Genomic DNA, 25835 nt, shown 5'->3' on the forward strand with positions numbered 1-25835 from the left:
GGGCGGGTTCTGGTCAGCCCCCCGCCTCGGTTGCCTCCTCTATCACCTCTGCCGCTCCTCGCGTGCCATCCCGCAGCGCCGCCGCGAAGGCCGCCGCGTCTTCCGGACAGACCTCTACGCTCAGCTCGACGCCGGACGCCGTGTACGCCTCCTCGCCCCGCACGGTGTCAAAGGTGCCCAGCAGGTGATACAGCACGCTGAGGTGCTCGAAGGGAACGCGCACGGTCAACGGCTGCCGGGGCCGGACCTCCAGCCGGGGCGCGGTGCGGAGACACTCGGCGGCGGTGCCCCCATAAGCGCGGACCAGCCCGCCTGTGCCCAGCTTGACCCCGCCATAGAAGCGCACGACGACCACCATGACGTGGTCCACCCCCTGCCCCTCGATCGCCCGCAGAATGGGGGCGCCCGCCGTCCCGCCCGGCTCGCCATCGTCGCTGAAGCGGTAGGCGGGGCCGATGCGGTAAGCCCAGCAGTGGTGGGTAGCACTGGGGTAGCGCTCCCGGAGGGCGGCCAGTTGCCCGAGCGCCTTCTCCGGCGTGTCGGCCCGGTCCGCGAAGGCCAGGAACTCGCTGTTCTCGATCACCGCGTCGTGGCGGTGCCGCCCGGCGAGGGTGGTGAAGGGCGCGGGCAACCCGGTCACAGCAGGCCGCGCTCCTCCAGGTGGCGCCGGGCGTGCCACAGGGTCAGGCTGCTGGGGCCGTCGTGAATCTCGCCCGCCTCCAGCATCCGGTAAACCTCGGGGAGGGGCAGGGTCACGCGCTCGATGACCTCGCTGTCCTCGTGGGCGGTGTCGCCCAGGCGCACGCCCAGCGCCAGCAGCGAGTAAAAGACCACCCCGCTGATGCTGGGCTGCGGGTAGAAGGCGGGGAGGGGCACCCATTCCCCCGCCACGCCGCCCACCTCCTCGGCGAGTTCACGCGCGGCGGCCTTCAGCAGGTCCTCGCCGCGCTCGACGCCCCCGGCCACGACCTCCCACACGGTCGCCCCCAGCGGGTAGCGGAACTGCCGGATCAGTACGGCCTCGCCCTCCGGGGTCACCGGCAACACGAAGGTGGCGCGGGGACCGCGCGGGCGGTACTGGTAGCGCACTTCGGCCCCCGAGGGGGTCTGCACCCGGTCTTCGAGCACCACGCGGAAGCCGTCCACGAGCACCCGCGACGAGAGCGTTTTCCAGGGCTGAACCCCGCCGGGCACGAGCGCGGCCCAGTTGGGGTGTTCCGGCGGTGGGGGGGTCATGGGGGCAGGCTACCGCAGAGCGGCCTCCCGCTAGACTGCTTCCCGTGATCGTGAAATACGGCGGCAACGCCATGAAAAGCCCCGAGCTGCGTCGCGCCGTCGCCCGTGAAATCGCGGCCCTTCGCGCCGAAATGCCCGTCGTGGTGGTGCATGGGGGCGGCCCGGTCATCGAGCGCGAATTGGGGGCACGCGGCATTCCCTCCGAGTTCCGGCAGGGGCTGCGGGTCACCTCGCCGGAAGCGATGGACGTGGTGGAGATGGCGCTCTGTCAGCTCAACAAGCAGCTCAGCCAGGAGGTCGGCGCCGCCGTGGGGCTGATGGGCCGCGACAGCGACTTGCTGCGGGCCGAAGTGCTCGACCCCGCGCTGGGGCGGGTGGGGCGTGTCACTGGAGTGAATGGGGCGCTGCTGCGGACCCTGATCGGCGCCGGACTCACCCCGGTGGTGGGCTGCGTGGCGGTCGGGCCGGACGGCGAGGCCCTGAACGTGAACGCGGACACGGCGGCGGGGGCGGTTGCCGGAGCGCTGGGCGAGGGCATTGTCTTTCTCACCGACGTGGACGGCATCTACCGTGCCTACCCCGATCCGCAGAGCCTTGCCGGGCACCTCACCCGCGCCGAGGCCGAGGCCGGAATCACGCAGGGCTGGATCGCGGGCGGCATGATTCCCAAGGTGCGGGCGGCACTGGATGCATTGGAGGCCGGAGCCCCCTTCGCCGTGATCGCCAGCGGGATGCGGGAGGGCGTCCTCGCGGCGGCGGCGCGGGGGGAAGCGGGGACGCGGCTCACGCCCTGAGGGGCAGGCCGATGGCGGAAGGCAGAGGGCAGATGGCGCCGAAAAGCCTTGGCCTTCTGCCTCCGACCATCTGCTCTCTACCTCGTCAGGCTGAACACCAGCGTGTCCCGCAACTCCGCAGGGTCATCCGCCGCTACGGCGTCGTTCCGCAGCGTCGCGTCGAGCGTGTACCCCAGAGCACGGGGAATGCGGGCGCTGCGTTCGTTGCGGGCGTCCGTGCGGATTTCCAGGCGGCGAAAGCCCAGGCCGCTGTCCTCCTGCGAGCGCAGGGCGAGGTCGGTCAGGGCACGGGCCACCTCGGTCGCGTAGCCCTGCCCGGCGTGTGGAGTGGCGATCCAGTACCCGATCTCGCCCCTGGGCACCCGCCAGTCCAGCGCGTGGTAGCCGCTGCTGCCGATAAACTTGCGCCCGTCCGCGCTCCAGACGTGCAGCCGCAGATTTTCACCCGCCGCGTAGTCCGCCGCCGCGCGGGTCAGGTTCTCCACCGTCCCGGCGAGGTCGAGGGGGGCCTGCGCCCAGATCATCCAGCGCCGCAACTCGGGGAGGGAGGCTTGAATGGCGGCGTGAATCGCCGGGGCGTCGTCGGGGTGGGGCGGACGCAGGAGCAGGCGCGGGGTGCGGAGTTCGGTGGGGAGAATCGGAGGTTTCATGGAATCAGCCCCTCCAACTGCGCCAACCGTTCCCGCAACGTGCCCACGTCCGGCGCGACGAGGTTGACATGCCCCACCTTGCGCCCCGGCCGCGCGGCCTTGTGGTAGAGGTGAGTGCGGGTGCCCGGCAGCGCGTCCACCGCCGCCCAGTCGGATTCTCGCCCATCCGGCGTGCCCACCACATTTACCATCGCCGTGGGGTGGAGGGGCGCCCAGTCGGTCAGCGGCAACCCCAGCACCGCCCGTACCTGCGCCTCGAACTGACTGACCCCGCCCCCGTCCTGGGTAAGGTGCCCGGAGTTGTGGACACGCGGGGCGACCTCGTTGGCGAGCAACTCGCCGCCTGGCAACGCAAAGAACTCCAGGGTCAGCAGCCCTTCCAGGCCCCACGATTGGGCAACCGCCCCGGCCAGGGTGCGGGCCTGCTCCTCCGTCCCGGCAGGCACGGCGGCGGGCCACACGCTGGTCCGCAGAATGCCGTCCCGGTGGACATTTTCCACGAGCGGCCCGAACGCCAGCTCGCCCGCCGCGTTCCGCGCCACCGCGAGACTGACCTCGCGCTCGAAGGCCACCAGTCCTTCCAGCACGCAGGGCACGCTCCCCAGCTCGGCCCAGGCCGCCCGCAGCTCCGTCTCGCTCCCCGCCCGGCGCTGCCCTTTGCCGTCGTAGCCGAGTTCGGAGGTTTTCAGCAGGCCGCGCCCGCCCACAGCCTCCAGCGCCCCGGCGAGGTCGGCCTCCCCCCGCACCTCCACGAAGGGCGCGGTGGGGACCCCCGCCGCCCGCAGCGCTTCCTTCTCGCGGGCGCGGTGTTTGGAGCGGACGAGCAGGGCGCCGCCGGGACGCACCGGGACCCGGCCCTCCAGCGCGGCGAGCGCCTCCACCGGCACGTTCTCGAACTCCAGCGTCACGGCGTCGCAGGCGGCCAGGCGCTCCAACCCGGCGGGGTCGGTGTAGGGGGCCTGGAGGTGCTCGGCGCACAGGCGGGCGGGGGCCTGGGGGTCGGGCTCCAGCACCACACAGCGTACGCCCAGCGGCAGCGCGGCGAGGGCCAGCATCTGCGCGAGCTGCCCGCCGCCCAGGATGCCGAGGGTCCGGCCCGCAGCGCTCACTCTGACCCCGCCTGCGGGTGGCCGTCGAAGAAGGGGTCGTCCAGCACCGCCTGCGTCTGCGCCGCGCGGAAGGCGTCCAGCCGTGCCCGCACCTCCGGGTCGGTGGTGGCGAGCAGGGCGGCGGCGAAGAGGGCCGCGTTCCTCGCCCCCGCCTCCCCGATGGCGAAGGTGGCGACCGGAATCCCGGCGGGCATCTGCACGATGCTCAGCAGGCTGTCTTTGCCTGAAAGGGCGCGGCTCTGCACCGGCACCCCCAGCACGGGCACCCGCGTGAAGGACGCGAGCATTCCCGGCAGGTGCGCCGCGCCCCCCGCCCCCGCGATGATGCAACTCAAGTTCAGCCGCTCGGCCCGCGCCGCGTAGGAGGCCAGCAGCCCCGGCGTGCGGTGCGCCGAGAGGACCCGGACCTCGTAGAGCACGCCCAGCCGGGCGAGCAGCTCCAGCGCCCCCTCCATCGTCCCGAAGTCGCTGCGCGACCCCATCACCACGCCTACGCGGGGCCGCTGCCCCGTCTCGCCTGTCGCCGGAAGGTCCGTCACGGGAGGCATGGTATCCGGCCTATCCTGCCCCATGCGCGTACAGGACCTGAACTGGGAGGGTGTGGAAGCCTTCCTCCGCCGCGACGACCGCGCCGTGCTGCCGCTGGGTTGCACCGAGCAGCACGCCCGCCTGAGCCTGGCCACCGATAGCCTGCTCGCCGAGCGGGTGAGCGTGGAGGCTGCCGAACACCTCGGCATCCCCGTCTTTCCCGCCTTGCCCTACGGCATCACGCCGACCTTCACGGCGTACCCCGGCACGGTCAGCCTGCGGGTGGGCACCTACCTCGCCCTGCTGGACGACCTGCTCTCTGGGCTGCACGCGCAGGGGTTCCGGCGCCTGCTGATCGTGAACGGGCACGGCGGCAACAGCCCCGGCCAGGGCTGGCTGGGCGAGTGGCTGGCCCGGCACCCCGACGCGCGGGTGCAGTGGCACAACTGGTGGAACGCCCCGCGCACCTGGGCCGCCGTGCAGGCGACCGATCCCCTCGCCAGCCACGCGAGTTGGATGGAGAACTTTCCCTGGACCCGGCTGGAAGAGGCAAGCGGCTCCGCCGAACGCAAGCCGATGGTGGACCTCGCCCGGATGCGTCAGCTTCCCCCGGCGGGGGTGCGGGCGCTGCTGGGCGACGGCAACTTCGGCGGCCTGCCGGGGCGACCCGACGCCGAGATGGAGGCGATCTGGCAGGAAGCGGTGGCAGAGACGCGGGAGTTGCTGGAGGGTGGCTGGGCCTCCTGACGGGCGCTACCCTCCCTCCATGACGCCCGACCTCCCCTATTACGACTGGCTGTATGCCCGCACCCGAGCGGGCCGCGAGCGGGGACCAGGGGGAGCGCGGGCGCTGCTGGACCAATTGGGGCGCCCCGACGCCGCCTTCGGAAGCGTCCGCGTCGTCGGCACCAATGGCAAGGGCAGCACCTGCGCGATGCTGGAAGCCGGGCTGCTGGCCGCTGGGGTCCGCGTGGGCCGCTTCACCAGCCCCCACCTCCAGCGCTACGAGGAACGCGTGCGGGTGGGGAGGGAGGAGCTGGACCCCGCCCGCACCGCCGCCTTCATCCAAGGGGCGAAGGACCACGCCCCGGACGCGGCCTTTTTTGACCTGACCCTCGCGCTGGCCTGCCAGGTTTTCGCGGAAGATGGGGTGGAGATCGCCGTGATGGAAGCTGGAGTGGGCGGCGCCTCCGACGCGACGGCGGCGCTGACGGACGTGCGGGCGGTGGCCCTGACCAACGTGGCGCTGGACCATGTGGCAACCCTGGGGCCGACCCTCGCGGACATCGCCCGCGACAAGGCGGGGGCTGCCCGGCCCGGCGTGCCCCTCCTGACCACCGCGGCCGGTGAGACGCTGGCCGTCGTGCGCGAGGTGGCGGGAGCGGTGGGAGCCCCGCTGTTCACCTCGGACACCCACCCCGACCTTTTCACCGTGCCCCACCTGCCGCGCCTGCCGGGACCGCACCAGCACGCCAACGCGGCGCTGGCCGCAGCCACCCTGCGAACGCTGGGCCACCCAGAGGGCGTGGAGGCTGCCCTGAACGCGACCTTCCCCGCCCGGCTGGAGCGCTTTGAGGCGGAAGGCAAGACCGTCTGGGTGGATGGAGCGCACAATCCCCACGCGGCCCTGGCCCTCGCGGCCAGCCTGCCGGGGGGCGCGGATGTGCTGCTCTTCGGCGGCCTCGCCCGCAAGGACACGGCGGCCACGCTTGAGCCGTTGCTGGGACTGGCCCCGCAGCGCGTCTTCACGTCCCCCGGCGCCCCGGCCGCCCCCCCGGAGGAGCTCAGCGCCCGCTACGGCGGCGAGGCCGTGCCCGACGTGGGGCAGGCCCTGGCCCTGGCCCTCGCGCAGACGCCCCCCGGCGGCACGTTGCTGGTGGCGGGAAGCCTGTATCTGGCGGGAGCGGTGCGGGGCCTGCTTGACAGGAGCGGGGCGGGCCGCTAGACTTCTTTCCGCTCTGGGTCGTTAGCTCAATTGGCAGAGCAGCTGACTCTTAATCAGCGGGTTGTAGGTTCGATTCCTACACGACCCACCAGAGAAAAGCCCCGCTGAGTGCGGGGCTTTTGCTTTTGCAGTCGGGCTCATATTGACGCGGCTAGAGCTGAGTGACGCAACCGTGACACAACCAGCTAATTTACGGCTCCAGCCGTGGGGAAGAAGTCGTTGATGTCAAAGGCTGCCTCTTCGCGCTGTTCGTCGTAAAGGTGCGTGTAGGTGCGGAGGGTAAACCCCACATCCGCATGGCCCAGGCGTTCGCTAACCGTCTTGGGCGGAATGCCGCGCCGAATCATCAACGAGGCTGCGGTATGCCGCAGGTCATGGAAGCGGATGCGCGGTACCTCCGCCTCTGCCAGAATCTGGGTGAACCACCTGTAGAAGTTCCGGGGGTCCGTTGCAGTGCCGATCTCCGAGGCGAAGACATACCCGTCGTTCCCGTGACCCTGCCACGCTTCGGCGGCGGCCTTGCGCTCGGCTTCCTGACGTTGACGGTGTTCCTGCAATTTGCTCAAGGTGCCCGCAGACAAGATGATGGTCCGCCGTGACCCAGCCGTCTTCGGCGTTTGCAGGACGAGCTCGACAGAGGACACTGCCAGTTTGCCCGCATGCATCTTCCCGGGCTTCGCCTCCAAACGAACCTCGACAAGGTTGTGCCGGACTTTCAGGCGGGAACGCTCCCAATCAACGTCACTCCACTGCAGCCCCAGCAACTCGCCACGCCGCATGCCCGTCATCAGTGCCAGATAGAACGCCGCGTGTAGGCGGTGGGTCTGCGACTGGTCGAGAAACGCCGCTACCTGTTCGGGGGTCCAGACATGCAGTTCCGGGCGCGTGGTCTTGGGTGCTTTGATCGCCTCGGCCACGTTGCGCGGCAGCATCTGCCAGCGCACGGCCTGCCGGAGGGCCATCTTGAGCACACGCAGGGTATAGCTCATCACTTGTGGGGACTTGCCGTCTCGCCGCAGGGCGGTTAGAGCTGCCTCCACGTCCAGAGGCGTCAGCTTTTCCAGCTTCTTGCGCCCAAGTTGCGGCGTGATGTAGAGCCTCGCCGTATCACGGTAGGAGCGCAGAGTATTGGGTTTGACGCCGTCCCGCTCCTTTGAATCAATCCAGCGGTGAAGGAACGCCGCGACAGTCAGATTCTCGGCATCAGCCAGTGTCCCGGTGTGCTGTGCGGCGAGAAGGGCTGCCATCTTTTCCCGAACCTCGTCCTGGGCCTTCCCACTGACCGTCTTGCGGATCGGCTTGCCTTGCAGGTCATAGCCCAGACTGATCGCGCCGCGCCAGCCGACCACCTTGCCGTTCTTGATCCGCTTGCTGATGGTGCCCTCGCCATTGGCCCTTTTTGCCATGTTTCAACCGTCCTTTCGCGTCACGGTGAGTTGGAGGTCCAGGGCGGCCAGAAGCTTCTGCCACCCCTCAGGGACACTGCCACTCTGGCCGGTGAGCATCCGTGTGATCTGCGGGCGCGGCATCCCCAACTGTTCGGCAATCTGGGCATGTGTCAGGCCGCGCTCGCGCAGCTCAGCTCTGATGGCTTCACGGATGTCTACATTCATCTCAGTCAAGGTAACACCTGCGATTACAACGTAGCACTTTTAATTACACACCTGACTTTGACTGTTCCAAGCGCCTCTCGCTGCCCACAGGTGGGCGAGTTGCCGTTCTGGGTCGAAGCCACAGGCATACAGGGCCGCGCAGGTCAGCACGTACCCTCCCAGGTCCGGCACCATCCCCGAAGGCAGAACACCGGGGCGGTTCAGGCTGTGCCCTGACGCCGCCCGCACCAGCCGTACGAGCGGTTCAGGTAGGCGGGCAACTTGCCCGCCCGTGCTGGCCTGGAGTTCCCGCAGAAGGGCATTCTTCTGCAGCTTGATCTGCTCAGCCAGTTCTGGAGTTACGGCCCCGGAACGCCCGCGAGCGACCAGGCGCCCACCGTCCACAGCCAGGCGCACGCCGCGCCCTTCCAGCTCCCGCAGCAGGTCACCCGCTACCACGTCCCCAGCACCTCCCCGTCTTCACCGTCCGGTCCGTCCCCCGGCGTCCCTGCCACTTGCACCACTACATCAGATGCAAGGGTTTGGTGTGGTGGTGAAACCTCGGGCGCATGGCCCGGCAGGGCGTACCGTCCCCGGTCCAACTTCACCACTTGGCCGGAGTTCTCCAGCGCCTTCAGCGCCCGGTCGAAGGTGCCGCCCTTCCTGCCCAGCTTGGCGCGGGGCAGGGGACCGTCTTGCAGGGCGTCGAGGATGCCGCGCTGAGTCTCCTGTGCCCGCTCGTCCCGCTCCCGGTGAACCGTCCGGGGGCCAGCCTCTCCCAGGAAGTCGAGGCCCAGCGTCTCCAGGCGGTCGCCCGTCCCCACGAACTCCAGCCGGGTCAGGAAGGCATCGAAGGGGGCCGTGTTGCTCTTGTCCACACTCCAGCGCGTGACGTTCCTGTCGCGTTCCTCTTCCTTCTCCAGAGCGACGGAGACACGCGCCCACGCCCGCTTCTGTTGACTCCCCATCGGCGTAGGGATGCCCGCACCACCCGCCGCCGCTTTCGTGGCGTGGTCAATCACCAGCACCGCCGCGCCCGCCTTCCGCGCCGGGTTCAGGCCCAGTCTCAGGGCCAGCGCCACGTCCTGCCCGCTGTTGGTATCGCCCACCATCATCTGACCCAGTGAGTCACACACCACGAGGTCTATTCCCAGGGTCTTGACCGTCAGCGCGAGGTCCGGCCCCATGGCCTCCAGGGATTGCAGAGGGGCGGCTTCGCCCGGAAAGGCGCACTCTTCCGTGTTGGGGCTGTAGTAAACGAAGGCTTCCGGCAGCCCTTCCAGCCCGACCCCCCGGAAGGCCGCTTCAAAGAGTTCCCGGTTGTACTCCCAGGAGCCGTCGAAGTCCAGGTAGAGCACCCGCAGGCCGCGCGTCACAGTCTTCAGGTGAGCGAAGGACCGCCCTACCACCAGACAGGCCACCAGATGCGCCGTGTGAGCGGTCTTGCGGCCTCCGGGCTGCCCGAAGAGCAGCGTTCCCGCTCCCCGCGCCAGAAACTTTTCCACCAGCCATTCCACCGGCTTCACGGGTGGGGCGGTCGTGCCGTTGAAGACCGGGAGCAGCCGAGGTTCACGGGGCGCAGTCACAGCACACCCCCGAACTTCCGCAGCTTGGCCCGGTACTTCCGAAGAGCCAGCGTCTCCGGGTTGTCTTCCACCACCGCACCACTTCTAGGGGTTTGGTGTGATGGTGAAATGTAGGGGGCCGTTCTCTCACCGGTTGGTGAAACGGTGCGGTGAGTGGTGGAATTGGCGGGCCATAACCCCACATGAGTCAGGGGATCGGGAGAAGTCGTACCATCCCGCAGGGCACGGGTCAAAGTGCTCCCTATCTCACTGTCTGGCAGGCCCGTCGCCGCTGCGGCCTGCCACAGAACGGGCTGGGCCTCTTCGCTCTCTAAATGGCCTCCGCCGATCAGTTGCCCAACGCGGAAGCCTGCGCCGTTGAGGTGGTTGTTCCTCTCCCCTTCGCCTGCCTGAGCCAACTCGTCACAAATTCGGGTGAGCGCGGCCAGAGCGTACTTGCGCCGCACGCTATTCGCCCCCGTGGGGACACTGAGCAGAGGGGGCAGTAAGTCAGGGTGCCTACGGACAGGCAGAGGGAAGGCGGCCCGGACCTGGGCCAGGGTGTAGCGCCGTCCAGTGTTGGACAGGATGCGGGTCATGAACGGGTCGCCCTTTTGGTGAAGGAAGCCCGGCAAACGCATTACGCGGCTGAGACCCTTGCAGTCATCCGGACAGCTTCCTACCGCGTGGGCCAGCGCCTCTTGCTGAGCATTGAACGCCGCGCCGTCCAGAGGGGGCGCTTCTCCATTCTCAAGAATCCAGTAGGCATGAAACTTGCCCTGACTGCTCTCGACGAGGAGAGACGGTTCAAGTGACCAGCGGGCGGGGAGGGGTTGACCGTCGAAGTCCGCATAGTAGGCGCGGATGTGGGTCACGTTGCCATTCTTCCGGCCCGCGCCGTCGCCTTCGTTGACCATCACGAAAACGCCCGCGCCTTGCCGGTTCAGGGCGGGCAGCTCTGCCGGACTGTGCAGGATGCGGGACAGCCGCGCGTCTTTGTTGGGCCGGTCGTCGAAGGTCTGGAAGGTATGACGCCCGGCGAACTGAGCGAGGAAGGCGGCAGTTTCGGCGGGAAGGATCATGTCTTCCCCCCCGTCGAGTGCCGGAAGCCCGGCACGTTCAGCAGCGCCTCAAGCACCTTAAGGCCCGCACCGATGCTGCTGGGGCGCTGGGCGTCCTGCTGCGCTAGGTGAGACAGGTGGGTTAGACTGCGTTTGCCCGGACCGTCCCCGTCATGTCCGTGACGGGGGCCTTTCATTGCTGGCTCCTGGTGCCATTCAGGAACTCCTCCAACGCGCTACGCGGAATCAGCCACTTGCGTCCGTATCGAATGGAGCGCAATTGCCCGCTGCGGAGCAGGGCGTTGACGCTGTTCTTGGAGAGACAGAGCAGCCCCTCAATGTTCCTAGGGGTATAGACCAGGGGCGTGACCGCCTGGTCCCGGTCCTGGGCACTGGGTGACCCCTCTTGAAAGAATGCCGAGGGCGCGTCGTTTTCGGGCATGGAGAACCTCTTCGTCGTTGAAAGACGAATTTTGAGTCTTCCCGCACCGTTTAGGGAGTAAGATGACGCCACACGATTCCAGCAAAACGGAACCGTGACTTCTCCCCTCCCTACGGAGCGGGAGCTTGTGAGGGAACTGGTGTGGTTGGCGCCGACGTCCAGTTCTCTCGCCTTTTACTTTTTCAACGTCTGGCCTCCCTCCTGGGACCATGGAGAATCTTTCCATATAAAACCAGCGTTGGCAATAGACAGGGCATGCTTGCTTTAACGCAAGCTCGGGTTTGTCACCCAGAGAGGACAAAAGAGGACAAAAGAGGATGCTTGCTTTCATGCAAGCATCCTTTGATGTTTCAGGCGGTATTTGATTGAATATTCGGGTAGTTTCTGGTCGTCTCCGCCGTCACCCCGCACGCCTGCTCCAGCGCCGTCACCGTCCGGTCAAGTTCGTCGAAGAGGGCCAGCAGGCGGGGGTGGTCCCTGCCGCCGGGAGCCGCCCGGTAGGCGTCTACCAGCAGGCGGTAATACTGCAAGGTCCCGCTCTGCCCCTGTTTGAAGCGGCCAAAGAACGCCGTCCGCGCTTCTGACGAGTCGCCCGCCGTCAGCACATCGGTCAGGATGGCGCGGGCGTTGTGGAGCTTGTCCGACGCGCTGACCAGCAGGGACGAGGCGCTCTGTTGGGCCTCCAGCTCGCGCAGGTAGTTTGCCTTGCGCTCGCCCCACGGGGCTTTCTCCTCGCCCGCCTGCGGTTCGGCGTCGGTGGCGTCTTTGACCAGCCGGGCGACTTCCGGCCCGAAGGTGTCTCTGATCTCCCCGTGCAGCGCGTCCGCGCTCCGCCGTGTGTATTCCGGGCCATCCTCCAGGGCGTCGTGCAGCAGGGCGGCGATGGCTTCGGTTTCGGTAGCACCGAACTCCAGGGCGACCGAGGCCACGCCGAGCAGGTGCGAGAGGTAGGGCACGGTGGGCGTCTCGCCTGGCGCCACCTTGCGGTACTGGCCCCGGTGCCACTCGTGCGCGAGCCGCATAGCGCCAGTAAACCTGTCCGTCAGCGGGAAGTCGGCGGGGGGCTGCTTTTGCTGCGGAAGGGTCATGCCCAGACCATAGCCAAGCAGCGCCGCCCTCTGCGCCGAATGCACCCGTCGGGGGAAGGGTGGGGCGTGGCATCCTGAGGCACCCTTCCCGGCCCTTTCACTTCCCTTCCTGCGAGGTTTCCCCATGTCCCCACCCCCGGCCCAGGCCGCCCTGCCCATGAACGCCCTGACCCTGCTGCGCTCGCCCGAGGGCCTGACCCGCCTGTACCACGACCTCGGCTACCCCGCCGACCCCGAACCGGCGATCTTCTCCCCGGAGGAAATCGGGCTGGAAGGAGCTGCCGCCCAGGACGCGCTGGACGCCACGCTGCTGGTGGACCTGGAAGACCCGGACGGCACCCTGCTGCAGCACTGGCATTTCCGGCTGCGGGGACGGCGCAGCACCCTGGCCGTCCGGCGCGTGACCGAAACCTTCCTGAAACGCTCCGGGCACTACCTGCTGAGCTTCACCGACGAGGAAGGCGGCTACAGCAGCGTGCAGTTCGTCAAACCGCGCCAGGAGTTCCAGGGGACAGGGGACGCGGGGAAAGAGGGGGCCGGGGCCAAAACCCTGGTGCGCCTGAGCAAGCTCACCGTCACGCCGGGCCGCCCCACCGCGCACGACCTGAGCGTGCTGCGCTCCGTGGCCGTCACGCCGCACACCAGCGCCGCCGAGGCCCATACCCGGCAGGTGGACGCCTTCAACGTCGAGCGGGTCACGCGGCGGTTTTTCGAGACGTACCGGCGGCTGTTCCGGCACGTGCGCGACGTCATCCGGGCCGAGAACCCCGGCGCCCGCATCGGGCCGTACGAGCGCAGCACCACCCACGACGACCCCACCCTGCACGCCTTCACGCAGCGCCTGCTGGGCCGGCTGCTGTTTCTGTACTTCATTCAGAAAAAGGGCTGGCTGAGCGGCCAGGGCGACTACATCACCCGGCTGTACGAGGACACAGTGGCCGCGCCGGGCGGCAACTTCTACCGCGACGGCCTGGAAGTCCTGTACTTCGCCACGCTGAACACCCCGCAGCCGCGCACAGGCGGCCTGCCCGGAGACATCCCCTACCTCAACGGCAGCCTGTTCGAGCGCGAGTACCCGGACACCACCGTCCTGAACCTGCCCAACCGCCTCTTCGACCCGGCTTGGGCGGGGGACGGCGCAGAGGACCCCGGCGGCATCCTGCACGTCCTGAACAACTTCAATTTCACGGTGGGCGAGAGCGCGGCGCTGGAGCAGGACATCAGCCTCGACCCGGAGATGCTGGGCAAGGTCTTCGAGAACCTGATGGAGGAGGAGGAGGCCGCCCAGAGCGGCACCTTCTACACGCCCCGCAGCGTGGTGCAGTTCATGGCCGAGGAAACGCTGACCCGCTTCCTGGCCGACCAGACCGGGCTGCCCCAGGAGCGGCTGCTGCCCCTGACCGCCAACGACAGCGAAGCCCACGACCTGAGCACCCCCGAAGCCCGCGCCCTGAAAGACGCCCTGGCCGACGTGCGCGTGCTCGACCCCGCCGTGGGCACCGCGTCCATGCTGGTGGGGATGCTCAGCGCCATGATCCGCATCCGGCGCAGCCTGGAAGCCCGCATCCTGAACACGCCGATCCCCGAAGGCAGCCCCGCCATCGCCGAGTGGAAACGCGAGTACATCCAGCACTGCCTGTACGGCGTGGACATCAAGCACGAGGCCATCGAGATCGCGCGGCTGCGGCTGTGGCTCTCACTGGTGGTGGACGCGGGCGAACCCGAACCGCTGCCCAACCTCGACTACAAGCTGATGGCCGGCGACGGCCTGCTGGAAACCGTGGACGGCCAGCCCTTCATCCGGGCGCAGCGGCAGATGCTGGGCGGACAGGGCGACGTGACCGAGAAAGCCGCCGAAATCGAGCGCCTGCACGACGCCTTCTACCGCGAGCAGCACCCGGGGCAGCGCAGGCACCTGCGGGCCGAGATTCAGCGGCTGGAGCGCGAACTGTTTAGGGCCGACGTGGACGACCGCATCAGCGGCCTGGACGCCGAACTGACCGACCTGAACCGCAAACTGGCCGACCCACGCCAGACCGACGCCGCCCGCACCCGCTTTCGCAAGCGCCACGCCGCCTTGAGCGACAACCTCCAGGCCCTGCTGATGCAGCGCCGCACCGTCTGGGACGAGCAAGAACCGCTGCCCTTCTTCCTGCACAACGTCCACTTTGCCGAGGTGATGAAGGACGACAACCGGGGCGGCAACGGCGGCTTCGACATCGTGCTGGGCAACCCGCCGTACGTCCGGCACGAACGGCTGGGCAAGGAGTACAAGGCCGCGTTGCAAACCGCCTTCCCGGAGGTCGGCACCGGCACCGCTGACCTTTACGTGTACTTTTTCCAGAAGGGGCTGAACCTACTGCGGCGGGGTGGGCGTCTGGCGTACATCACGCCGAATAAGTTCATGCGGGCGGGTTACGGCGCCAAGCTGCGGGGTCACCTTGCCAGCACCACGCGACTGGAACTTCTGGCCGATTTTGGCGACCTGCCCGTGTTCGACGCCACCACGTATCCCCTGATTACCCTGCTGCAAAAAGGCAAGCCCGACGGCCAGCCCGTGCAGATGCTTCCCGAGCGCACCTTGAAAGCGCATCTGGCTGAAGCCATTGAGGGCGGCGTACCTGCCGTGCGGGAGGCTCTGAGCGGCTTTCACGAGTACGCCCGCGCCCTGACTGCGCCCCTGGCCCCCAACGAACTGACCGAGCGCGAATGGACGCTGGACGACCCGCGCGTGCTGAGGCTGATGGACAAGCTGCGCCGGGCCGGAACGCCGCTGGGCGAGCTGGTGGAGGGCAAGTTTTACCGGGGTATCGTGACCGGGTTTAACGAAGCCTTCGTGGTTGACGAGGCCAAACGCGCCGAGCTGGTGGCTGCCGACCCGAAGAGTGCCGAGGTCATCAAGCCGTTCCTGCGCGGGCGCGACGTGCGGCGTTGGAAAGCGGAATGGGCGGGCAAGTACATCATCTTTACTCGCCGTGGAATCGCCATTGACAAGTACCCGGCCATCAAAAGGCATTTGGAGGCCTATCGCACTCGCCTAGAACCAGGAAGACCCGGAGGAAGAAAGGCGGGGAGCTATGAGTGGTACGAGATTCAGGACAATATTGCCTATTTCGAAGAATTTACTGGAAGAAAAATAATATACCCGGATATATCACAAACCCCCAGATTCTGTTTAGATGTAAGCAACTCCTATCCGGATTGCACTCTATTCGTAATACCGGTTAATGGTAAGGAATTTCTCCTCAGCGTGCTATCCAGCCGAGCGGTGGAGTTCTTTATGACTCAAATTATGCCGTCTGTCATGGGTGGTTCTTATCGTTTCAAGTCCATATACATGTCTCAACTTCCCATCCCCACACCCACCCCAGCCCAGGCCGCGCGGCTCGAAGGCTTCACCGACGACAGCCGCCTGGACGAACTGAACGCGCTGGTGTACGAGCTGTACGGCCTGACCCCCGCCGAGATTCAACTGGTGGAGTCGCTGACGGCGGGGGCGTATGCGGGGGCCGGGGAAGTGGCGGTGGGGGAAGGGGAGGAGGAGTAATGGCACCTGAAAATGCCAGCAGCGAAAGCCTGAAACAACTCGTGGAGCAGATTGACGCGCAGCCGCCCGTGGTGCTGCTGCCCGAGTTTCAGCGGGATTTCGTCTGGGAGATGGAGCAGACCTATGCGCTGTTCGACAGCCTGATACGCGGGATTTTTGTGGGCAGCGTGATTTACGGCAAGCCGTCCTTCGAGATGACGTTGCGCCGCATGGACCACCGACCGCGCAAAGGCGCGGGCAGCCGCGCGAAGGTGGAGCGCCTGAGCTACACCGAGGAGAAAATCAAGCACGACAGCCAGGTGTACGGCCTGAAAATTGTGCTGGACGGCCAGCAGCGCACGACCAGCATCTACCGGGCACTGAAGGGCATTGACCGGGTGTATTTCGTGGTGCGGCCCAGCGTGACGGCGGCGCAGGTGAAAGAAGATGACCTAGAGGCGCTGATGCATCCGGACCACGGCGTGCAGGGCGAGGACGTGGAAAACGCGGTGTGCATCCCGTTGCACTACGCCTTCCGGTACATGTCCGAAGCGCCCTTCGACGACGAGGTGCGGGAATACTTCGACAACGAGACGCGGCTGGGGCGGCGACTGGCGCAGGCGGGGGACGACGCCGAGGCCCGCGAGGCGTTCAAGGTTTTCCGGCAGATGCTGCCCAAGTTCAAGACCATGTTCGAGCAGCCGCAGCTTCTGTCGTACTACCTGCTCGACATGGGGCTGGACAAGTTCACGACCTTCTTCGAGCGTAGCAACAGCCGGGGCATCCAGCTCAACTTCACCGACATCCTGGCGGCCAAGGTCTTTGGCAACTTCAACCTGCGCCAGGCCTTCGAGGACTTCGGAGAAAAGCACCCCGGCATGCCGGTCAACCGGGAACTGCTGGTGCGCGCCACGGCGCTGATGTCTGGGCAGTTCGCCGACAAGATTGAAAAGGCCCGCATTCTCAAGGACCTGCGGGCCGACCACTTCAAGGCGCACTGGGAGGACGTGACCCGCCTGTACGACCGAGCGCTGGCTTTTCTTGTCGAGCAGCGGTTTGTGGTGGCCGTGAAGTGGATGCCCTACGACAACATGCTCATTCCGCTGATGATGTTCTTCGCGGAGATGGAGAGGCAAGGCCAGGGCAGCCTGACGCAAAAGCAGCTTCTGTTCCTGCGCTGGTGGTTCTGGGCGTCGGTGTTCTCCGAGCGCTACACGGCGGCGTCCAATGAGAAAATCATGGCCGACTCGGGCATCTTGCGCCGGGTGGCACGCGGGGAGATGCTCGAAGGCAGCTACTTCCTGCGCTTCCGCCCGTCGGTGGGGGACGCCGAAGAGCTGATGTCCTATTCCCGGTCCCAGAGCGCCATCTACCGGGGCGTGCTGAATCTGGTGCATTTCGAGGCGGGGGGCCTGCGCGACTGGACGAACGACGGTCTCATTTCCACCGGGCCACTGGGCGTCAAGGAACTGCAAGACCACCACTTCTTCCCCAAGGGATTCCTGAAAAAGACCGAGAGCGTGCAGGACCGCCCAGACGAGGTAGACGCCATCAAGGACTGCGTGCTCAACCGCGTCCTGATGCCCAAGAACACCAACCTGCGGGCCAGCGACAAGAAGCCCCACAGCTACTTGCAGGAGCTGCTGAAGCTGAACCCCAGTCTGAAAGGCAGCCTGACCAGTCACCTCGTGCCGGTGTCGCTGCTGGAAGACGAGTCCCAGAGTCTGCGTGTGTACGCCACGCTGCTCGAACGCGGTGGGTACGTCGTGGAGCTGATCCGGCGCGAGACGGTAGACGCCGAGCAGCAGGTCCGCGCCGCCTTTGTGAGCGAAGCTCCGGTCCGCGTTCAAGCATGACTGGGCCGCGCCGCAGGCCAGGACGCGGCGGCCCAGACGGGGCAGAAGGGCAGGCCCTGGCTCTGGGGCTGTCTCCAGCAACGGCCCTGAGGTGCGCCGACCTGGCCGGGCGCGGCTGGCCCGACCCCGCCGACGTGGAGCAGCCGCAGCGGGACTTTTTCGCGCTGTATGCGGCGGCCAGGAACCGCGCCCCGGCCTTCCGCGAGGCGGTGCGGGCGTTCGGTGCGCGGCGGGGCGTCCAGGCCGACACCCGGCCAGGGGACGTGAAGCGCCTCGACCGCATCGTGGAGAAATACAGCGTGTCGCTGGAGCAACCGCTGGACCTGCTGGGCGGCAAGGTGGTGGTGGGTAGCCTGCGGCACCTGTACGAGGTGGCGTTCACGGTGCCGGAGCACTTCGAGGTGGTGGCCTACCGCGACCGGGTGCTCCGGCCCCAGAAAAGTGGCTACCGCGACCTGCAATTTGTGGTGGCGCTGGGGGGTGCGGGCGGGCCGCCTCACTACGCCGAACTCAAGGTGTTGCATACCCTGTTCGACCAGATGGACGGCTTCGAGCACCGCCTCTACGAGATTCGCCGGGGCCTCGAAGCGAAGGAGCGGGACAGGCTGCGGGAACCCCAGGCGGGCCAGGGCTGGGGAGAGGAGCCGTGGGGGACGAACTTCGGCTCACCCATCCTGTCCCCCGTCGAGCAGATGGTCCTGGAGGAACTGGGGCAGTCCAGCCGAACGCTGTTCGAGCGAACCTGGGCGCTGGTGCAGGCGCAGGAGCACCCCCCATGAGCCGGGAACCAGGAGACAGGTCCTGGCACCCGCTGGGCAGGCGTGCCACCATGAAGCAGAGCGAGGAGGTGGCCGCATGACGAAACCAGAGGGGCGTGGTCCGGGCGTCAGGTTCTATCTGGTGGGCCGGGTGCCGGTGCGCCTGGAGGAGCGCGAGGGCGGCGGGGTAGATGTGCTGGCCTTCAACCCGCTGCTGGGCGGCTTCGTGCGGGACGCCCGCTATTACGGCGCGGTGCAGTTCGAGGACATGGGCCGCGTGCGCGAAATCGACGAGGCGAACTTCGGGGCGGCGGTCCAGACCCTGCAAAAGGAGTACGGCCAGACGGCCTGAGCCGCCGCGAGTGGAGAGGGGGCCTGTCCGCAGGGAGGAGGCCCCCTTCTGCTGCCGGGTTGCAGGAATACCGTGAGGGCTCAGCAGGCATCATGACCCCTGATGCCGCCCACCAAAATCCCCGACTTCACCGACAACGAGACCTACCACCTCTCGAAGGTCCTGGACACCCTGATCGGCGAGTACGCCGAGCGCACGCTCGACGTGGCGACGGGGTTTTTCAGCCCCGATGTGTGGGGCATCGTCGGGGAGTCGTTCGGCAAGCTCGACGCGCTGCGGCTGATGCTGGGCAAGGAACCGGACCTGCCCCCCGAACAGACGGGCCTGAACCTCGTGCGGCACTACCGCCAGCGGGTGCGCGAGGAGCTGGAGGGCGAGGCCCTGACCAGCGCGAAGGTGCGCCAGATCGAGGCATTGGTGGAGTTCCTGAAGCGGGACAGTGTGCAGGTGCGCCTGTTCGCTGACCCTTTCTTGCACGCCAAGGCGTACCTGTTCCCCTGTTACAGCATCGTGGGGTCCAGCAACCTGACCGTGAACGGCCTGCTGCGAAACAGCGAGCTGAACACCGTGACCAAGCAGGAGGGTGTGGCCCAGCAACTGCGTGAGCAGTGGTTCACGCGGTTCTGGGACCGGGCCGAGGACTACAAGACCGAACTGATCGAGGAGCTGGAGCAGAGCAAGTTCGGCACCTATCCGTGGACGCCGCATCAGGTGTTCCTGAAAGTGCTGCTGGAGAACTTCCGCGACTCACTGGGCTTGGAGGACCAGCCCGACGGGGCGGGCGTGATTCAGCTCGCCGAGTTCCAGGCCGAGGGCCTGCGGCTGGCGCTGGGGCTGCTCGACCGCTTCGGCGGGGTGATGGTGGCCGACGCGGTGGGCCTGGGCAAGTCGTTCATGGGCCTGGGCATTCTGGAGGAATACCTCATCAAGCGCCGGGGCGAGTTCGGCGGGCGGGTGCCGCGCGGGCTGGTGGTGTGTCCCGCGCAGCTTGAACGGCTGGTGTGGCGGCCTCTGCTGGAGCGCTACGGGCTGCCCGTGCAGGTGGTCAGCATGGAGTCGCTGGGCCGGGACGACTTTCCGTGGCGAACGTACGCCAACTACGACCTGGTGGTGGTGGACGAGTCGCACAACTTCCGCAACCCGGCGACCGGGCGGCACATCAACCTGATGCGGCTGCTGACCGGGGGCCGCGCCGACAAGCGGGTGGCGCTGCTGACCGCCACGCCGGTCAACAACACGGTCTGGGACTTCTACCACCAACTGCTGCTGCTGGCGCGGGGCCGCGACGACCTGTACGCGGCCTACGGCATTCCCAGCCTCAAAACCTTTTTTCTGGGGGTGGCGCGGGGCAGCCAGGAGTTCTACGACGTGGTGGAACACAGCATGGTCCGCCGCTCCCGCCGCGACGTGCGCCGCCGTCAGGAGCGCGGCGAGAGCGTGGTCATCGCCGGACAGGAGATCCGCTTCCCGGAGCGCACCCTGCACCGCGTGGAGTACAGCCTGACCGACCAGTTCGGCGACTTTTACGACGGCCTCGTCACGCGCATCGAGCGCCTCAATCTCGTGGCCTACAACCTGGAGCGCTACAAGAAGCGGGCCGACGAGCGCGAGGTCAGCAAGCGTGAGGCTCTGGCGGGCATCTTCAAGACCAACTTTCTCAAGCGGCTGGAGAGCAGCGTGCATGCCCTTGCGGCGAGCGTGGGCAACCAGCGCCGATTCCAGGAACGCTTCGAGGAGTTATTCCGGGACGGGCGGCTGCTCGACGCCGGGGTCAACCGCAAGGTGGAGCAACTGCTGCGGGCGTCCGGTGAGGACGACACCGAGACGGGAGGACGCATCGAGCGGCTGCTCGACAGCCTGCCGGAGGTGGCCCAGGGGGAGTACGACACCTTCCGCATGGCGCAGGACCTCCACGCCGACCTTGAGGCGCTGCGCTGGATGGAAGCGGCCATCAAGAACCTGCTGGTGTCGCGCGGCACGCATGAGGAGCAGGACGCCAAGGTTGCCGCCATCAAAAAGGCGCTGACAGAGCGCGTGGCTGGGCAGGGGCACACCAAGGCCATCGTGTTCAGCTACTACCACGACACCGCCGAGTACCTGTACCGCGCCCTGGTGAACGACGCGGCCTTTCTCGCGGCCATGAACCTCACGCCGGGGCAGGTCGAGCTGCTCAGCGGGGCGAGCAGCGCCGAGAAGCGCAGCGACGTGGTGCGCCGTTTCGCGCCGGTTGCCAACCGCCGCAGCGACGAGGACGAGCTGTCCTATGGGGCGCTGCTCGCGCAGCCGGTCCACCTGCTCATCAGCACCGACGTGCTCAGCGAGGGGCAGAACCTTCAGGACGCCGGCTACCTGCTCAACGCCGACCTGCACTGGAATCCGGTGCGGATGATTCAGCGCGCCGGGCGCATCGACCGCCTGGGCAGCACCTTCGAGACGCTGGAAATCGCTAACGTCTTTCCAGAAGAGGGTCTGGAGCGGCTGCTGGGGCTGGTGGAGCGCCTTCAGCTCCGCATCGCCGACATCGACCGCACGGTGGGCCTGGACGCCAGCGTGCTGGGCGAGAACATCAGCAAACGCTCCTTCGAGGAGCTGCGCCGCATCCGCGCCGAGGACCGCAGCGTCCTGGACGAGCTGGAGGCCGAGAGCGAACTCAGCGCGGGCGACGAGATGCGCCTGCCCCTGATCGCGGCCTTGCAGCACCTGGGCCTGGGTGACGTGGAAGAGATGCCGCTGGGCCTGCACAGCGTCCACCGTGCCCCGGCGGGAGCCCGGAGTGTGTTCTTTGCCTTCCGTGCGGGTGACCGGGTGCTCTGGCGGGTCTACCCGGTGGGCGAGGACGCGGCGGCGCGGTCCGTGCTGACCTCCAAGCGCGACATCTACCGCCTGATCGAGGCGCAGCCGACCGACGCCCGCCAGTCGGAACCTGCAGACCTGGAGGTGTACCCCTACCTGGACCGTGCTGTGAAGGATGTGCTGGCCGAGTCCAACCGGACAGGCCGCAAGGCGAGGGTACGCATGCCGTTACGGGGCGTGAACCTGACGCTCAGCAACTGGCTTCAGGACATGCACGTGCGTGCTGCCCTAGACCCGGAGCAGCACGCCCGGCTGCGCTACACCCTGGAAAACCGCCCCCTCACGGGCTTTGAGCGCGACCCGGCGTTGCGGGGTATCGTGGCCGGGTTAGGCCGGATAAAGACCGAGGAGACGGCTGCTGCGCTGGAAGCTTTTTTGGTGGACGCCAGTCTGCTTACGGACGCTCCTGACGAACGGGTGACCGTGCAGCAGCTCACGGCGGCAGAGATCATGCTGATCGCCTACGAATGGCTGGTATGACAGGAGCTGGCATTCCAGTAGTCCCAGGCGATCTGCTCCTTTCGCAGACGACGTTGACGGTAAGCCTCGACCATTGGGGCGATGGGAATTCCTGGCAAGCGGGCATACCGGCCATGGATGACCGGTCGACCTGGTGTCAGCAACCTCTTGCCTGTCTGGAGCTCGTGCAGGTAGCTGAGATAAGGATCGCGTTGTCGGGGCGTGCTGCCGCCATGACAACGGCATAGGAACTTTCCCTTCACGCTCCGGTCACTGGCGTACCTGCCGCAGTAGTCGCATTTCCAGGCCCAACCTCCCTTGGGAACACGGCGGAGCTGGTCGGGATAATCCAGAACGTCTTGTGCAGTCACAGGGGGAAGCAGGCTTCTTTTCCGGCGGGCCATGAACCAAGCGTGGCATCCAGAGCGGGGGGATAACTGGGGATAAGGGATGACCCTATCCCCTATGGGGACAATGCATGGGGTTAGCTGCCGGGGGATGACCTGCCGTGTAGGCCATCCACTCTGAGCGAACCGAAGGCTCGTCAAAGTGAGGATGCACCAACCTACGCAGTGACACAACAGTGACACAACCAGGCTGGGAAGCAGAGGGAAATCGAGAGACCCCAGGGACGCGTCGTCCGGAAAGATGCCGTCAGGGACAGCATCTGTGGGAGGGAGCAAGCTTGCACGGGAATCAGCCGGAGCAACTCTTAATCAGCGGGTTGTAGGTTCGATTCCTACACGACCCACCAGACCAAAAGCCTCGCCACGCGCGGGGCTTTTTTCTGCATTTGCAAGGGCGAATTATGCGCTCAGTCGCATGCCAAGCTCAGCGTCCGCTGGGCGTGCGGGGCCGCCAGCGGCTTGGCATACCACGTCATCACCGGGCGGGCGTCGAGGGCAAAGGCAAAGCCCTGCCGCTCCCAGAAGCGGGCGCCGCGCGGGTTGTCGCCCAGCACGCTCGCCAGGATGCGGGCCGTGCCGGGGGGCACCCGCCCTTCCAGGTCACGCACGGCCCGCTCGCCCAGGCCACGCGACTGCCGGTCCTCGCGGATCAGCAGCAGGTTGATGGTCAGGTCGCCGTCTTCGGGATAGTGCAGTTTGTAATCCAGGCTGCCCACGCACTCACCTGCGTCGTCGTGCAGGAGTTCCAGGCGGCGCCGGGGGTCGAGCAGGGCGATTTCCACGTCGCGCGTGACCTCGCCCTCGGTCGGCACGCGGGTGCCGAGCAGGGCGAAATAACCGGGTGCCGCCGCGTACAGCGTGTGCAGCAGGGGCGCGTGTTGGAGGGCCAGGGGGGTCGCCTTCAAGGTGAATGCCTCCCGTCCGGTGGGCGGGACCAGAGTGAAACGGGGGGACCGGACGGCCCGCAGCATACGCCCCCCCGCCTGGCCAGAAGCGTGAAATGCCCTCCAGATTCCACTTGAGCCTCGCTTCACCCGCTGGGGGCAGGGGGTGCGCTACCCTGCTAAGATGACCCCCGGTTTCTACGCCCGGCGACTCCAGGCCCCCGGCGCCGTTCTCGCGCCGATGGCCGGATACAGCGACGCGCCCCTGCGTCAGCTTGCCGCCGAGCAGGGAGCGCTGTGGACCGTCAGCGAGATGATCAGCTCGCGCGGCCTGGTGCTGGGCGGCGAGTCCGAGAAACTCACCCTGGGCCGTCCCTACCCCGGCGAGGAGGGCCGGGTGGTGCAACTCTTCGGCGCCGAGCCGGACATCCTGGCGGAAGCCGTGCGCCGCGCCGAGACGTGGTTCACGCCCGCTGCCATCGACCTCAACATGGGGTGCCCGGTTCCCAAGGTGCGTGGGCGCGGTGGCGCCTGCCTGCTCCAGACGCCGGAGGTGGCCTACGGGCTGATCACCGCGATGCGCGGGGCCACCCGGCTCGACGTGAGCGCCAAGATTCGCCTGGGCTGGGACGAGAACCGCAGCGTGGAGATCGCGCAGGGCCTCGCGGCGGCGGGCGCCTCGCTGATCACCGTGCATGGCCGCACCAGCGCCCAGCGGTATACCGGCGAGGCCGACTGGGACGCCATCGCGCGGGTCGCGGCGGCGGTGCCGGTGCCGGTGGTGGGCAGTGGGGACATCCTCACGGCGGCGCAGGCCCGTGCTCGGCGGCGGGAAGCGGGGGTGGCCGCCGTGATGATCGGGCGCGGGGCGGTGGGCAACCCCTGGCTCTTCCGGGCGCTGGCGACGGGCGACGATGCCCTCCCGCCCGCCGCCGGGCGTGCCCGCACCGCCCTGCGGCACGCCGAACTGCACGTCGCCTTCTACGGCCCTGACCGCTATGGCCTCGCCAGCGTGCGGCCGCTGCGCAAGGTGTTACCCCGCTACCTCCCCGACTTCCCCGAACTGCGTGACGCGCTCGTGCAGGTCGACACGGTGGCGGACGTGGCGGCGGCGCTCTCACCCCTGCTGGAGGACGCGGTCCCGCTCCCCGCGCCCGTGGCAGTCGGCGCGTATGCTGGGAGGCGCCCATGAATGTCCGCGAGTACTACATTTATCTGTCCGGCGCACGCGAGGAGCTGTGGAACTTTCTGCGGGCACTCCCCGAGGCCGAACTGAACCGCCCGCTGATCGAGGGCGGCGACCGCTTCCAGTCCATCAAGGACCTGGTGCTGCACGTCGTGGACGTGGAAGACCACTGGATTCACGACGTGGCGCGGGGCGGGCAGGGCGTCTCTTCCCGCTACCCTCACGACTGGGTGCGCCCCCGCGCCGAGAAGTACGCGCTGGGCTGGATTCTGCAGTACGGGAGTGAGGTGCAGGAGCGCACCCGCGCCTTTCTGGACACCCAGCCTGACTTGCAGCGCCGCGTCAAGCTGATTCAGGACGACCCCCAGAGCGAGACGGTCACACTGGACGCCCTGCTGAGCCACGTCATGACCCACGAGGTGCGGCACACCGCGCAGGTCGCCCTCCTGATCCGCCTGCTGGGCCATACCCCGCCGTGGCTGGACTTCCTGCGCTTCGTGCGGCCGCAGCCCGCCCCAACCCAGGGTTGAGCCCGGCGCGGGGCTGAATCCCGCTCAACTGCAGCCCCTGTCCCGGCCGGGAGGGGGGCTTGCCCTTATACTGCCCAGGTTATGCGGACGGTGACGGTAGGTACGCGCGGCAGCACCCTTGCGCTCGCGCAGACGCGGTGGGTGGTGGCCCGCCTGAAGGAGGAGTGGCCGGAGACGGACTTCCGCATCCAGACCATCAGCACCCAGGGGGACCGCAACCGGGGCAGCCTGGAAGCGCTGGCCCAGAAGGGCAACCGGGGCTTCTGGGTCAAGGAGATCGAGGAGGCCCTCCTCGGCAGCCGCATCGACATCGCGGTGCATTCCCTCAAGGACCTGCCCACCGAGCAGCCGGAAGGCCTGGAGGTGTCCTCCATCCCCAAGCGGGTGGACGCCCGCGACGTGCTGATCGGCAAAGAGGGCATGAAGCGACTCGCGGACCTGCCCGAGGGCGCCCGTGTGGGCACCAGCAGCATTCGCCGCAAGGCCTTCTTGCGGGCCTTTCGCCCCGACCTTCAAGTGATTGACCTGCGCGGGAACATCGACACCCGCCTCGCGGCGCTGGGGACTCCCGACTACGACGCGATCATCCTCGCGGCGGCGGGCCTGATCCGCACCGAGATGCGCCACCGCATCGACGAGTTCGTGGAACCCGACCTGCTGCTGCCCGCGCCGGGGCAGGGCGCCCTGGCGCTGGAAACCCGCGCCGACGACGACCTCACCATTGAGGTGGCGTACGCGATCCACGACCACCTCACCGACGACCGGGTGACCGCCGAGCGCGAGTTCCTGGCCGGGCTGGGGGCGGGCTGCATGGCCCCGGTGGGCGCCCACGCCACCGTCAAGGGCGGCCTGCTGACCCTGGAAGGCTGGGTGGGCGCCGTGGACGGCTCGCAGGTGATTCGCGCGACCAGTTCCGGCGACCCCGCCGAGTGCGCCGACCTGGGCGCCGAACTCGCCGCCGACATGCTCGCGCAGGGGGCGGCGGCCCTGATCGACGCCGCCCGGCCCTGAGGA

The 25835-nt window shown here is 67.6% G+C and carries 24 protein-coding genes and 1 tRNA gene; 12 read left to right on the forward strand and 13 right to left on the reverse strand.

What is annotated here, in order from left to right; all coding sequences use genetic code 11:
• Positions 1-13 precede the first annotated feature (13 nt).
• Together F8S09_RS10765 and F8S09_RS10770 are read right to left on the reverse strand one after the other, a co-directional pair.
• Entirely contained in the window at positions 14-640 is a 627-nt protein-coding gene (locus F8S09_RS10765) for an IMPACT family protein (protein ID WP_322618741.1), read from the reverse strand.
• Complete coding sequence (locus F8S09_RS10770) at positions 637-1236, reverse strand: NUDIX domain-containing protein (RefSeq protein WP_152871480.1); 600 nt, start codon at positions 1234-1236, stop codon at positions 637-639. Before F8S09_RS10770 ends, F8S09_RS10765 begins: the two co-directional genes overlap by 4 nt.
• Positions 1237-1280: 44 nt before the next feature.
• Here F8S09_RS10770 and argB point away from each other — a divergent pair, with 44 nt between their 5' ends.
• Positions 1281-2030, forward strand: coding sequence for an acetylglutamate kinase (gene argB / locus F8S09_RS10775; RefSeq protein WP_322618742.1), 750 nt, complete (start codon positions 1281-1283; stop codon positions 2028-2030).
• 77 nt (positions 2031-2107) lie between these two features.
• Here argB and F8S09_RS10780 read toward each other — a convergent pair whose 3' ends face one another.
• The 3 genes from F8S09_RS10780 to purE are packed head-to-tail and all read right to left on the reverse strand — an operon-like array spanning position 2108 to position 4328.
• Complete coding sequence (locus F8S09_RS10780; protein WP_152871481.1) at positions 2108-2680, reverse strand: GNAT family N-acetyltransferase; 573 nt, start codon at positions 2678-2680, stop codon at positions 2108-2110.
• Positions 2677-3789, reverse strand: a complete 1113-nt coding sequence (purK, locus tag F8S09_RS10785) for a 5-(carboxyamino)imidazole ribonucleotide synthase (protein ID WP_322618743.1) — start codon at positions 3787-3789, stop codon at positions 2677-2679. Before purK ends, F8S09_RS10780 begins: the two co-directional genes overlap by 4 nt.
• Entirely contained in the window at positions 3786-4328 is a 543-nt protein-coding gene (gene purE, locus F8S09_RS10790) for a 5-(carboxyamino)imidazole ribonucleotide mutase (protein WP_322618744.1), read from the reverse strand. Before purE ends, purK begins: the two co-directional genes overlap by 4 nt.
• 31 nt (positions 4329-4359) lie before the next feature.
• Here purE and F8S09_RS10795 point away from each other — a divergent pair, with 31 nt between their 5' ends.
• The 3 genes from F8S09_RS10795 to F8S09_RS10805 all read left to right on the forward strand — a co-directional run bounded on the left by F8S09_RS10795 (position 4360) and on the right by F8S09_RS10805 (position 6353).
• Entirely contained in the window at positions 4360-5064 is a 705-nt protein-coding gene (locus F8S09_RS10795) for a creatininase family protein (RefSeq protein WP_152871483.1), read from the forward strand.
• Between the two features lie 19 nt (positions 5065-5083).
• A complete protein-coding gene (locus F8S09_RS10800) occupies positions 5084-6262 on the forward strand; it encodes a glutamate ligase domain-containing protein (protein ID WP_152871484.1) in 1179 nt (392 codons plus the stop codon).
• A gap of 15 nt (positions 6263-6277) precedes the next feature.
• Positions 6278-6353: transfer RNA gene (locus F8S09_RS10805), tRNA-Lys, on the forward strand.
• A gap of 94 nt (positions 6354-6447) precedes the next feature.
• On the opposite strand, the gene F8S09_RS10810 is transcribed toward F8S09_RS10805, so the two are convergent.
• The 7 genes from F8S09_RS10810 to F8S09_RS10840 form a co-directional block, all read right to left on the reverse strand.
• Entirely contained in the window at positions 6448-7668 is a 1221-nt protein-coding gene (locus F8S09_RS10810) for a tyrosine-type recombinase/integrase (protein ID WP_152871485.1), read from the reverse strand.
• 3 nt (positions 7669-7671) lie between these two features.
• Complete coding sequence (locus tag F8S09_RS10815) at positions 7672-7875, reverse strand: helix-turn-helix domain-containing protein (protein ID WP_152871486.1); 204 nt, start codon at positions 7873-7875, stop codon at positions 7672-7674.
• Positions 7876-7914: 39 nt separating this feature from the next.
• A complete protein-coding gene (locus F8S09_RS10820; RefSeq protein ID WP_322618745.1) occupies positions 7915-8313 on the reverse strand; it encodes a TubC N-terminal docking domain-related protein in 399 nt (132 codons plus the stop codon).
• Positions 8307-9440: an AAA family ATPase gene (locus F8S09_RS10825; RefSeq protein WP_152871487.1), complete on the reverse strand. Its 1134-nt coding sequence runs from the start codon at positions 9438-9440 to the stop codon at positions 8307-8309. The genes F8S09_RS10820 and F8S09_RS10825 overlap by 7 nt, the downstream gene beginning before the upstream one ends.
• Complete coding sequence (locus tag F8S09_RS10830) at positions 9437-10501, reverse strand: DNA-primase RepB domain-containing protein (protein ID WP_152871488.1); 1065 nt, start codon at positions 10499-10501, stop codon at positions 9437-9439. Before F8S09_RS10830 ends, F8S09_RS10825 begins: the two co-directional genes overlap by 4 nt.
• A 172-nt stretch (positions 10502-10673) precedes the next feature.
• Positions 10674-10922, reverse strand: a complete 249-nt coding sequence (locus F8S09_RS10835) for a helix-turn-helix domain-containing protein (protein WP_152871489.1) — start codon at positions 10920-10922, stop codon at positions 10674-10676.
• A gap of 350 nt (positions 10923-11272) precedes the next feature.
• Positions 11273-12010 (reverse strand): HD domain-containing protein, encoded by a 738-nt coding sequence (locus F8S09_RS10840; protein ID WP_152871490.1) that lies wholly within the window; start codon positions 12008-12010, stop codon positions 11273-11275.
• 124 nt (positions 12011-12134) lie between these two features.
• Here F8S09_RS10840 and F8S09_RS10845 point away from each other — a divergent pair, with 124 nt between their 5' ends.
• From F8S09_RS10845 to F8S09_RS10865, 5 genes are all read left to right on the forward strand, one after another.
• Complete coding sequence (locus F8S09_RS10845; RefSeq protein WP_152871491.1) at positions 12135-15557, forward strand: Eco57I restriction-modification methylase domain-containing protein; 3423 nt, start codon at positions 12135-12137, stop codon at positions 15555-15557.
• Positions 15557-17392, forward strand: coding sequence for a GmrSD restriction endonuclease domain-containing protein (locus F8S09_RS10850; RefSeq protein WP_152871492.1), 1836 nt, complete (start codon positions 15557-15559; stop codon positions 17390-17392). The genes F8S09_RS10845 and F8S09_RS10850 overlap by 1 nt, the downstream gene beginning before the upstream one ends.
• Positions 17389-18171 carry a nucleotidyltransferase family protein gene (locus F8S09_RS10855; protein WP_152871493.1) on the forward strand — a complete coding sequence of 261 codons (783 nt, stop codon included), beginning with the start codon at positions 17389-17391 and terminating at the stop codon, positions 18169-18171. Before F8S09_RS10850 ends, F8S09_RS10855 begins: the two co-directional genes overlap by 4 nt.
• Positions 18172-18247: 76 nt before the next feature.
• Positions 18248-18502, forward strand: a complete 255-nt coding sequence (locus F8S09_RS10860; RefSeq protein WP_152871494.1) for a hypothetical protein — start codon at positions 18248-18250, stop codon at positions 18500-18502.
• 102 nt (positions 18503-18604) lie between these two features.
• Complete coding sequence (locus F8S09_RS10865) at positions 18605-21835, forward strand: helicase-related protein (protein ID WP_152871495.1); 3231 nt, start codon at positions 18605-18607, stop codon at positions 21833-21835.
• A gap of 793 nt (positions 21836-22628) precedes the next feature.
• On the opposite strand, the gene F8S09_RS10870 is transcribed toward F8S09_RS10865, so the two are convergent.
• Positions 22629-23126, reverse strand: a complete 498-nt coding sequence (locus F8S09_RS10870; protein ID WP_152871496.1) for a GNAT family N-acetyltransferase — start codon at positions 23124-23126, stop codon at positions 22629-22631.
• A gap of 163 nt (positions 23127-23289) precedes the next feature.
• On the opposite strand from F8S09_RS10870, the gene F8S09_RS10875 reads away from it, so the two are divergent.
• The 3 genes from F8S09_RS10875 (at position 23290) to hemC (ending at position 25832) form a co-directional block, all read left to right on the forward strand.
• Positions 23290-24297 carry a tRNA dihydrouridine synthase gene (locus tag F8S09_RS10875; protein ID WP_152871497.1) on the forward strand — a complete coding sequence of 336 codons (1008 nt, stop codon included), beginning with the start codon at positions 23290-23292 and terminating at the stop codon, positions 24295-24297.
• Positions 24294-24821 carry a DinB family protein gene (locus F8S09_RS10880; RefSeq protein WP_152871498.1) on the forward strand — a complete coding sequence of 176 codons (528 nt, stop codon included), beginning with the start codon at positions 24294-24296 and terminating at the stop codon, positions 24819-24821. Before F8S09_RS10875 ends, F8S09_RS10880 begins: the two co-directional genes overlap by 4 nt.
• An 81-nt stretch (positions 24822-24902) precedes the next feature.
• Complete coding sequence (hemC, locus tag F8S09_RS10885) at positions 24903-25832, forward strand: hydroxymethylbilane synthase (RefSeq protein WP_152871499.1); 930 nt, start codon at positions 24903-24905, stop codon at positions 25830-25832.
• The last annotated feature ends 3 nt before the right edge of the window (positions 25833-25835 follow it).

Source organism: Deinococcus terrestris, assembly GCF_009377345.1.
GTDB lineage: Bacteria > Deinococcota > Deinococci > Deinococcales > Deinococcaceae > Deinococcus > Deinococcus terrestris.